This window comes from Pseudaeromonas pectinilytica, assembly GCF_054780855.1.
Map to the genome: position 1 here is coordinate 25200 of NZ_BAAGVN010000036.1, position 10646 is coordinate 35845.

The 10646-nt window shown below is 48.4% G+C and carries 10 protein-coding genes; 9 read left to right on the top strand and 1 reads right to left on the bottom strand.

What is annotated here, in order from left to right; translation table 11 throughout:
* The first annotated feature begins 277 nt into the window (after positions 1–277).
* The 8 genes from ACYVG7_RS03785 (at position 278) to ACYVG7_RS03820 (ending at position 9236) form a co-directional block, all read left to right on the top strand.
* Positions 278–3982 carry an ATP-binding protein gene (locus ACYVG7_RS03785; RefSeq protein ID WP_460881916.1) on the top strand — a complete coding sequence of 1235 codons (3705 nt, stop codon included), beginning with the start codon at positions 278–280 and terminating at the stop codon, positions 3980–3982.
* Positions 3975–4613: a condensin complex protein MksE gene (locus ACYVG7_RS03790; RefSeq protein ID WP_336576181.1), complete on the top strand. Its 639-nt coding sequence runs from the start codon at positions 3975–3977 to the stop codon at positions 4611–4613. The genes ACYVG7_RS03785 and ACYVG7_RS03790 overlap by 8 nt, the downstream gene beginning before the upstream one ends.
* Positions 4610–5923 carry a hypothetical protein gene (locus ACYVG7_RS03795; protein ID WP_460881917.1) on the top strand — a complete coding sequence of 438 codons (1314 nt, stop codon included), beginning with the start codon at positions 4610–4612 and terminating at the stop codon, positions 5921–5923. Before ACYVG7_RS03790 ends, ACYVG7_RS03795 begins: the two co-directional genes overlap by 4 nt.
* On the top strand, positions 5920–6795 hold the full coding sequence (locus tag ACYVG7_RS03800) for a DUF7281 domain-containing protein (protein WP_336576159.1): 876 nt from the start codon (positions 5920–5922) through the stop codon (positions 6793–6795). The genes ACYVG7_RS03795 and ACYVG7_RS03800 overlap by 4 nt, the downstream gene beginning before the upstream one ends.
* Positions 6788–7621 (top strand): WYL domain-containing protein, encoded by an 834-nt coding sequence (locus ACYVG7_RS03805; protein WP_460881918.1) that lies wholly within the window; start codon positions 6788–6790, stop codon positions 7619–7621. The genes ACYVG7_RS03800 and ACYVG7_RS03805 overlap by 8 nt, the downstream gene beginning before the upstream one ends.
* A 307-nt stretch (positions 7622–7928) precedes the next feature.
* Complete coding sequence (locus ACYVG7_RS03810; protein WP_460881919.1) at positions 7929–8222, top strand: hypothetical protein; 294 nt, start codon at positions 7929–7931, stop codon at positions 8220–8222.
* Positions 8223–8247: 25 nt separating this feature from the next.
* A complete protein-coding gene (locus ACYVG7_RS03815; protein WP_460881920.1) occupies positions 8248–8562 on the top strand; it encodes a hypothetical protein in 315 nt (104 codons plus the stop codon).
* Between the two features lie 218 nt (positions 8563–8780).
* Positions 8781–9236, top strand: coding sequence for a hypothetical protein (locus ACYVG7_RS03820; protein WP_460881921.1), 456 nt, complete (start codon positions 8781–8783; stop codon positions 9234–9236).
* A 358-nt stretch (positions 9237–9594) separates the two neighbouring features.
* On the opposite strand, the gene ACYVG7_RS03825 is transcribed toward ACYVG7_RS03820, so the two are convergent.
* Entirely contained in the window at positions 9595–9843 is a 249-nt protein-coding gene (locus ACYVG7_RS03825) for a hypothetical protein (RefSeq protein ID WP_460881922.1), read from the bottom strand.
* 156 nt (positions 9844–9999) lie between these two features.
* Here ACYVG7_RS03825 and ACYVG7_RS03830 point away from each other — a divergent pair, with 156 nt between their 5' ends.
* Positions 10000–10533: a metallophosphoesterase family protein gene (locus ACYVG7_RS03830; protein ID WP_460881923.1), complete on the top strand. Its 534-nt coding sequence runs from the start codon at positions 10000–10002 to the stop codon at positions 10531–10533.
* Positions 10534–10646 lie beyond the last annotated feature (113 nt).

The following is a 10646-nucleotide window of genomic DNA, read 5'->3' on the forward strand; positions in this document are numbered from 1 at the left end:
CTACGCACTGGACAGGGGCGACACACAGTTACCCGCTCTTGAACTAGGCCCGCGGCACTAGCACTACTCTTGGTACACACCCCGTAGTATGACCATCAAGATGAACTCATCTCGATTAGCCGCCAATTCAATCCTGCTGCTGAGCAAGACCTGGCAGAGTAAATGCACTAGGTCGGACATTACCCGAATAGGTTGTAAAAATTGACTTAAATCATGGTCAACTGGAGTCCGTATGCTATGTTTCATATGATATGAAACATGCCACATGGAGCTGGGTATGGATTATGGGTTATCGCGAATCATACTGATTGACTCGTACTTGCCAGGGCGTTCGTACATCATCGATCTGAATGGTCACACGAACGTGATGGGCGAAAACGGCATGGGGAAGACAACGCTGATTAAGTTGGCGGTGCTCTTCTATGGCGAGTCCCCAACGAAACTTGGCATCAAGCGCAATGAAGCGCTCAGTCATGATGGGTTTGCTGAGTATTATCTCCCACGGTCAGGCAGTTACGTCATTTTCGAATACCTATCTGCTGGCGAGCCGCGAATGTTGGTACTAACCTCCCTCCCCAATACCAAAGAACAGTTTCGCCGCACCTTTGTGAAGTCTGGATTTAAAAGAGAAGACTTCTGGAGGGACGATTCCGAATCGCCACTCAAGGCTGAACAATGGCTTAGAGCGATCCCATTAAAATACATGGTCGAAAATTGCCCCGGCCATGAAGCACAAACGCGGAAATTGCTGGAAGGTCGGGACCCTCATTTTTCAGCAGTTCCAACTCGCCTAAACCTTACCAGGATGAAAAATCTCATGACGAGCATGTTCAGCCGGAAAGCTGGACACACCGAACTCACGAAAATCATTGAAGAGTGGGCTAGAAGTGATTTGGGGGACGAGTTCATTCGGCAGATGGACACGATTTCAGTGCCAAGGGCGGAATTAGAAGCATGGTTGGCCAACTACTACAGTAATCGAGCCATTGAACACGCTAAGGGGCGTTTTAACACGCTAGGCAATCTTATCCGTGAACACGAAACCACACATGATCGAGCCCAAGGGCTGTATGCGCTGGGCAAGCAAATAAAAAATGCTCTGACAACCCAGATGGAGACGGATGCCGCTGCATTCAAACTGAATTTTGAACAAATGCAATGCCTGATAAGGACGCAAGATGAGAGTCTTGTTGGGCTTCGGAAAGACTACAAAGAATGTTATGGCCACTGGCAACAGTTAAATGGCGAGAAAACATCACTCGACCAGACATTGAAGGCGTTTTCGAAGGAGATCCCTCCCAATTACGCTGAACTAATAGCAAACAACACAGGTGTCAGGACTCGTATCGAGCAGATTACCGCTGAAATTCAAGATATAACCGCTGGGCAAAAACAGGTAAACGAGTGGAAGTCCACACAGCTCAATGAGGCAAAGTTGCTTTTGCAGGAAAAGCGCCAAGCCATTCGTGAATCGTTGCAGTCCGCCGAGTTTGAGAAATGCAAGTCCATCCTCGACCATGATAAGCAGTTAGATCTGCAAATGACTTCGCGTCGGTCTCAGTTCGACCTCGATAAGAGTGCCATGGCAAAGCAACTGACTGAACAGGCCGAGGTGGTGTCTTTACTCAAGGGGCGCCTGATCGCTCCGTCACTATCCTCAGATGAGTTGGCCGTTCAGATTAAGCTCAAAGCTGAAGTCGACAGACTAGAAAATCAAAGGGAATTGGCTAACCAAGAGAGGGAATTGGCCAACAAAGCTTTGGGCTCAGCCAAGCGAGAACATGAAGCCGAATACACAAAACTTAAAACCATTAGTGGCAAGTTGAATGATAGAGCAGATGAACTCGCCGAATTGCTAGAGATTGTAAATGCTCAGGACGGAAGTCTCCTATCCTTCCTGAAACAGCAAGTCCCCGGCTGGCAAGAAACTCACGGCCTCGCGTTGAAGCCGGAGGTTCTGCGGGCAAAAGGATTGGCACCAAAACTCAAGGTAGATTCGGATCCCAGCACTATTTTCGGTGTACAAATCGAAGTGGCCGCACTACCCGAGCACTACCTTGACCTGGGGGACGATAACAAGCTTCGTGAGCAGGTTCTTGCCCTAGAGGAGGTCGTGGCCACATTGAGCCAAGAACAGGAACGATTGAATAATTCCTGTGTGCGGTTATTCAAAAAAATTAGCGAAGCTGAGCAGCGAGTTACCCTGGCGAGCTCAGATTACGAGAAGAAAAACAACCTTTACACCCAGTTCAAGGCTGATTTGGCGGCAGAGAATGCCCGCCTAGATGCGTGTCTTTTGGCTCACAAAGAGCAGTTGAAGAGCCAGTTGGCCGCCGAAGAAGCAAGTTATCAGACGATATCAAGTCAGATGAAAGTCATTGAGTCTCAACAGCAGGGCTTTCTAGAGGAGGTTTCAGCCAAAAAACTGAAGTTTGAACATGAGGCGGATCTGACTCTCCAACAGACCAAAAACGCTTTGACCCAACAAGAGGCCATAGCAACAGTCGAATACCAGCAGCGAGAGAAAGAAATTCATGACCAGTATCATCATCAGTTGAAGGAAAAAGGGATCGACAGCAATTATGTTGCCAAGCTAACGACAGAGCTTGATGCGCTGAAGAAGCAAGATGTCATTTGCAAGCAGGCAGAAAGTGCACACACCGCGTTGTTAGTGTATCGATCCGAGACCTATGACCCTCGCTATCCACAACTGAGCGCGGAATTGACAGCTACGAATGAGCAATGCCTATCCATTAGGGAGGCGGCCGCCCGTTGTGAGACAGAGATTGGTCGTCTTACTGAAGAGAAAAAAGCATTAGAAGATAATCATGAACAGTCAAAAAGGTTGCTAACACGGTCACTGGCAAAAATTGACGATGGCATCCTCATCTTTACGGACTTTGAGACGTTCTCTGCACCAGTTATAAACGAACGGTATGAAGTCGAACAGCTTTGCCAGCATTTTAAAGAATTGCGCAGTCGGTTGAAAACCTCAATCGAGCAAATCAGAGCATTCAACGTAGAGCTTCAACCTTTGTTCCGGACGCCAGGCACAGGTGCATTTAGACACCTAACGTCAGATCCTGGGAACGTGGACGACCCCTTGCAAATTGCCAAACGGCTTTATCGCTACTTGGATGGGGGCTTATATCATGTGGACTATTCTTCATTCATTCAGTCCACCCAAAATTTCGACAGATTAACCCTCTACGTCGATTATTTGCGTCAATTCAAGGCGAAAGTCCAACGGTACAATCGCGGCCTGAATGAATACATGGTGCGTGCTGTCGTCTTTAATGTGATTGATCATCTTGAGGTTGATATCACGTTCCAATATTCAGACAAGAACGATTGGGCCCTGATAAACAATATTGCAGAGCAGTATCAGGCATGGAAGAACACAAAGAATGTTGGTCGGTTTGATTCGTCGCAAATCGAGCTGCCACAATCAGGACTTGCGGAAGCAATTGAAATTTACCTCAATACGCCGAACTCGGGCGATATGAGCATCAATGAGCTGCACAAACATATCGACTTTGCTACGAAGTTTACTGATAACGGCAGACAAAAGACGGCAAGATCGTTTCTCGACATCATGTCAGATGGTAACAGCGCCGCCTCCAATGGAACCAGTTATCTTATCCTGATCACCATTTTTGTCGGCATTCTGAACATGATGCGGAAGGGGCGTAACATTCACTTTACCTGGGCGCTTGATGAGCTTGCTGACATCAGTCCAATCAATATCGGCTATCTTTTGCAGATGCTCGGAGATAACCAGATCAATTTGATTTCAGCATGTACCGTTGCCAGTGAATCTGTTTATTCAAGCTTCAATAAAACCTACACCCTCGAGCGAGATCCGGATACCGGTGAAATGGTCATGGCGGATGAAGAAATCATCGATCCTATCGAGGAACTGCTGTCAGGCCTTAGCAACAACGTAAGTGAGTTGCCGATCATGGAGGGATCTCATGCTTGATGATATTGCCGTCCGTCTCATCCAAGGTGAATTCATTTGCCAATTCACTAATCCATCAATGTTCAATGAGTTGGCCAAAGAGGAAGGACAAACCAAGCGAGACATAAACGCTTTTTTGGCTGTGGTTGGTAGAGAGCTACAAACCAATGACCGTGGAACGGCCTTTTTCGCCGCCCATCTCCCGGAGGCGCCAGGAGCCAAGGATGAGGCAAAAAGAGTGTTTGAACGATTGCGTGACCGCATCCGTCCCACCCTGAGCTTTCTGCAACTGATGGCCGCCATCAATAGCGCTCAGGGTGAAGCGGCTGTTTTCATTCAGGGAGGTGAAGTCTTAAGCGTCCCAGAGGTAATTGCAGGAATCGAACACAATCAGGTTCACATAAGTACGCTTGACCGCCTTGTTTGGGTGAAGAAGAAGGACGATCCACTCTCCATAAAAGTGCGCCAACTATTTAAGGAACTAGAGAAAGAGGGACTGGTTGCTTTGCAAAACCAGCAAACAGAACGATATATCGTCACAGGCAAAACAGATGCCATCCAGGATGCTCTGGCATTCATTGCCGAAATTGAAGGGCTAACCTCTTCGCCGGATACAACCCAAGGCGAAACGCAAATGGATCTGTCGCTATGAGCGTTCCGCAGGATGGGTATCAGAAGGAAGTTGAGAGCCTTCTTTCTACGTTAGCCAAATACAAAGAACTCATCGCCAGAGGATATGGGGCTCGCACAGGGGCCGACTTTGAGCCTGACGAAGAGTCGCCGTTGCGTCTTTTGCGGTCCCTGGGGTTAGTCCGTCCAACGGGTGAAAACCAATTCCGGCTGTCAAAGCCGCTCCGTGACCTCATCAACCGAGGGATAAACCGTCATCACATCCGCGACATCAACGTCAACCTTGGTGCTTACCGCGACGCACTCTTAACAACCGTGGATGACTACCTCGCAGCAAAGAAACAAAAGGATGACATACTATTAGACGCCGCTGTTGATGAAGTAGTGTCAGTGTTTTATGAAATTGGGGACTTTTTTGCTGATGCCAGTGCCGAGATTGATCAGCAAGTGAAACTGGTGATTGGAAACCAGGCGTATGGGCAAGAGCGGATCCGGGTTATAAAGGCCCACTTAGCCAAACTGGACCGACTTCAAGAGGCCCATGAAGCCATTACGCATCTGTTAGAAGATGAACTCTACAATGAAGACTCCTTGCTTAGCGATGAAAGGATCAAGTTGTTCGCCCGCACGCTGCGCTACATCGATCAGGTGAAGTCAACTCACCAGGAGATCCGGACCGTATTGCATTGCCGGGAAATTCGCGAAAAAAGAACTCAGTGCTTGCGGCAACTCGATGCCTTTCTACGTGAAAATCCTACGGCACCACTCGATAAGGCCTCAGCTCACGCATCGGACCACGCCTATTTCTGTTATGCCATACCGCTAACGTTGCGGAGCTTCGTCAATTTTGACTCTTACGATCAAGACTGGCTCGACTTTTATCATGAAACAATCGGAGCCTTAGCGGAAAAAAGCCCTAGCCAGAGGGAGCAATTCACCCGTCCTGATAGTGGTCCGACTAAGGAGAATACCTTAGTCAGGAAAAAGGAGGAGACATTCGCCATTCGTATAATCAACGATCTCATCAAGCACGTTTACACTCAGAAAACTGCCGTTTCAGCCATTCAATTTAAGCAAAAACACACGCTCGGCAACCATGTCTCTGCCCCCTACTGGCTCTACATCAGCCGGATCCATACAACACAGCTATTGCGCTCACCCAAAAGCAAGTTGGCCAGGCTCTTTCGCATTCTTCCTGTTTACGCAAAGCACGAGCTAACGGCTGGTAATCGGACTGTCATTGATGTGTTGATAGCGCACAATCAGGCACCTATAGCACTGCTGACTGAGCTTAAAAACATCCGAGCTAAAGAAGGGTGCAAATCTATATGAAGGCCGTTTCTGAGCGCATGATGCAACTTCTAGTAGACATTGCGAATGTCAAAATCACCAAGGCAAAGTCGAAAACAGCCCAGGCATTGAAAGATGAGCTCCACCTTGGCGAATCTATTGGCCACCAACACTTTTATTACTCCCCTATTGACCGACAACAAGCCCGTCAGTGGTGTGAGAAACTGGGCATTGACCCAGCCACGTACGATCCAGGCCAGAGTTCTCGTGCCGCCTTGGGTAGTCAGCGAGTTAAAGAAAAGCGGTCAGGTCTAACTATCTTCAGTGAGTTTGTCTGCGTGAAGCCACTGAACGGCCATCCGGAAATCGACGGAGTTCCGTTGACCATGCCAGGCAAGGGCCATGTTACTATTCGTCCACAGGACGTGCAGACCGTGAAGGCCGATGCCTTACTGGTGGTGGAGAACCTTGAGACCTTTGTTCAACAGCTCAATCAGGAACACCTGCTCACTCTCTTACCCAAACACACACTTGCAATATTTAGAGGGTCCCCACAGTTCGGGGGCAACTCTGAAGTGCATGCCAGAACGTGGAGTCACGCATTCTCAATACCGAGAATAGGGTTTTACGATTATGACCTTGCAGGTCTGATCAAAGCAGCAGAGCAGAATCATGACTCCATCGTGCTTCCAATACACAAACACATTGAGGAACTGGACCTCAAAGGCAATTGTGAAGATTTCTTTCGCCAAGAAAATGAGGTTTTCTTGAAGTTTCCAGAGGGAACGCCAGGCTGGCTAAGATTCCATAGTTCATTTTTCAAACGCAGAGGAGGCAGCTTCACCCAGGAGCGATTACTTAATCAGGGTGTTGAGTTTCAGCTGCACATGCTTGGTGATGTTGTCCATGAATAAAAAAGCACTGACCAGTTTCGTTATCATTGAGAACCTAGCCTATTGGGAAGGAGGTCTTAACGCTACGATACTTGGCGAATATCTAGGCATTGCTCCGGCGAACGCGCGCAAATACATCAACGATTACCAGCGCAGGTATGAAGGTAATTTGGTGTACAACGGCGCCCACCCGGAAAAACTCTATGAGCCACAAACCAACTTTGTGTGCCATGTGATCAGTGGAAACTGGCCTGACTACATTCAATTTCTCTCCACTTACAAGGCCTCAGCATTGAACTCGTCAGCGCTTGACTTGGGACCATATCCGCTGCAAACGGTAGACCCAAGCGTATTCCGACACATTAATTTTGCTATCAGAACACGAAAAGCGCTTACGGTGATGTATCACTCTAAGAGTCGCCCAGATGGTCGAATCCGCATTATTCACCCCCATGCATTAGCCTCAAGTGGCCTTCGTTGGCACTGCCGGGCCTTTGACTCAGATACAAGCGAATTCAGGGATTTCAATCTCTCTCGGATAGGCAGGATAATTCGGAATGAAACTTCATCAGTAGACCCGGCCATGGATTCAAAGTGGGTGAGTTACGTAACACTTCAGCTTGGACCCAATACGCAGCTCTCTCCATTATTTCAAGAAGTTGTCAAACGTGATTATGGATTTACAACGGATTTATGTGTGCGAGTGCGCGAAGCGATGGTGCCATATTTCATGCAGTTTCATAACATCAGCACCAGTGTTGACGCTGACAACCCAGATGAAAAACCATTGATGCTGATTAATCTAAACGACGTACGACATTGCCTGCTCCGATACGATTTTAACTGAGAATAGGACAATGGGATTCGCCACCGGTTTTCTAGATCACCCAAAACTTAGTAATGTTCATCTATCGCAAGGAGATGAACATGCAGAAGCCCAACAATCAGACCTGATTTTTCCCGAACAGGGGGTATAAACTCAATCTGGATTTTGGGCGAGTATTTACACAACCGAGAACTAATCTGGCAAATCATCGCATGCTGAGAACTGTCGAAATGCCACCAGAGCCTGTGCGTGAGACATTGGCGTTACCCCATCGAGCAGAGATGAGCGAGGGAGTGGCCGTTCTAGCAAAACTGATTGAGGATTTAAGATGCAAAAATTAGCCCGTCGGTGGCGACTATCTGATTTTTTAGTTGATAGGCTAATCGTCGAAATAGAACAACAGAATCAAGCAGATAGACGCAACGTTTTTGTAAAAAAACTCGTGAAATTTCCCCAGGATCTTTTAGATGGTGTCACCGATATAGCAAAAATCAAAAAAGCAGCAGGCGAGGGGGATGGAACATCGAGCAGCTTGATAGTTGACTATGTGACGCGGGGGTTAGAGCAGGATCTGGAGGACATTCGTAATCGAGCTCTCCGTCTGCACAACAAACAGGAATAATCAAAATCATTTTAGGGCCCATCACATGAGTGAGAACCACGAGTTTGCAGGTTCGCTCGATAGCTGGAGAATTGCAGACATCGCACGAGAGCTGGCGAGCAGCAGAGCAACCCCGCCGACATATTCAATTCACCAGGCCGACAACGGGGCCGTTCTGCTATGCGAGGACGGCAAACCAGTTGTTGATCTCCAGGTTGCCACCATCGATGAATTGATCGATGAAACGGGCAGATGGATTGTTATCGATACAGAATCGTTGAGATCGAGCTCAGCATACTATGGCATTCTACCTGCCGATCCCTGGCTGGCCCGGTTCAAGGATTGCGGGATCGATGTCTAAGCACCAAAACCCTTCACCTTTGGTTTGAGAATGGAAAAAATCGACTGGCTGATTAAATTCAGGCGGGCAAGCACTCACGAAACATTAGACGTGATGCTCGCTGCAGCATTAAGAAACGCCAACGACATCAGGGACGCCGCAAACGCCGTTTTGGGTCACGAATCCCGTCAACACGAAATTGACGCAGGGTTATTCTGCAAAAAAAATCTGAGAACAGTATGCCGTTAGATCCTGATGCCATTAAAAAAATCAGAACGAACCTAGAATTGTTGGCTCAAAAACAGCGAGCGCCGGTTATCAGTATCGGCCAGCTCACCGCCGCACAGCACGAGGCCATAAACGCGCATCGAGAGCGAGAAGGTTTGCCGCCGCTTGAAAGCCCGGATGTGCTGTATCTGGGGCGTCACCATTTCACCAGCCGGAGCGCAGACGGCTATACGATTGCAGACATGATAGAGCAGGTCAAAAGCGGGCTATCGCCCGGAGCAGATTTTTACAGAGATCCGAAAAAACCTCACGCAACGGCACTCATCAACACAACGCCGAGAGATGACGGCTACGGCAACAAGGTTAACGATCTGGCAATCCTAGAGCTCACCAGTCGCAAACCCCGCGCCGAGCTGTTCTCCGTCATACCGAAGAACGACAACAACAAGCCGAACCCGAACAAATAAAAAGGCCGCGTCAATGACGAGGCCACTTTGAGATAGTCTCGGGTAACTGGTGTCCGACGCCCCTATCTCTACCTAAATCATAGTAAGAACTGACGCGTTCGTCAAATTTGATTAACAAGAGCTAAAGGCCGAGGGAGCCCCGGCCTTCTTGTTTTATTCAATGTTGAGTTTAGCGTTGGACAGTTGGCCAGGTTGTTCACCGACGCCAACCTGCAGCCTCAGGCCGCTGGCCGTCACTCCCGATTTTGAGTCATCGAAAACAACCTGAACGCTCGCCTTCGTTGTGCCTTGTGGGGGAGGATGTCAACAAAACCGAGGGAGCGCGGAGTGATCTGATAGTCATATTCTATTTGCTTTGTCATTGGGGACTCTTTCTGCGGTAAAACAACACACACGCCAGCCCGAAAACCAGCGCATCGATAAACAGCAGGAAAACCGTCAGGCCAAGGCTCACCTTGGCGATAGGCTCAAACACCATACCAACCAGGTTGAAGTAGTTGAACAGGAATACTGCACTGTAATTGGTGATGGTAGAAAGCGCTGCGAGACCTGTCATCATCAGCAATATGACAATGAGTCGGACTGAAGTGGTCGATAAACCGCTCATGCTGGCCATCCGTGGTTTTAACCTTCAAAGTTGATTGATGATTCTCACCCAGCCTGTATATAAAGAAAAGAGAACACGTTGGATTGCCCATATGCAACATAGGCAGGCCCCGGCTATCATCGGCGAATGAACCAGTTATGCATCAGCGGAAACTCAATGATTTTGTTTTGCGGTGACCCCCACGGGGAGTTTGATCACATCATCCAGCGAGTTCAGCAGATGAAACCTGCAGCGGTGATCATGCTGGGAGACCTGTGCCTGTCACAGCCATTCGAACAGACCTTCGCGTCCATCCTAGGGCTGACGGACATCTGGTTCATCCATGGCAACCATGACACAGATGAAGTTCGATATCATGACCACTTGTTCGCATGCCCTGAACGAAACCTTCATGGCCGGGTCGTCGAAATTGATGGTTTCAAGATTGCGGGCCTTGGCGGGATCTTCCGTAGCCAAGTCTGGTATCCCCCAGAACCTCCTCGGTACACAACCAAGCAAGATTTCATTGCCCATTGTGGGAAAGGTAATCTCTGGCGAGGCGGCCTTCCTCGCAAGCATCGAAGTTCAATTTTCCCAGAAGACATTCAGAGCTTCGAAAGTCTCAAGGCCGATATCCTTGTGTCTCATGAGGCCCCCAGTGCCCACCCACACGGCTTTCAGGCTATCAACGAGTTGGCTCAGTCAATGTAAGCGCCCTTGAATCGGCATCTTTTTTTTCAGAAATCAGCTCGTCACACTTGAAATCCATTACCTCTTCGTTGGATTTCCACTATGACCACTCAAGAACGTGCTGATTTTTGGCA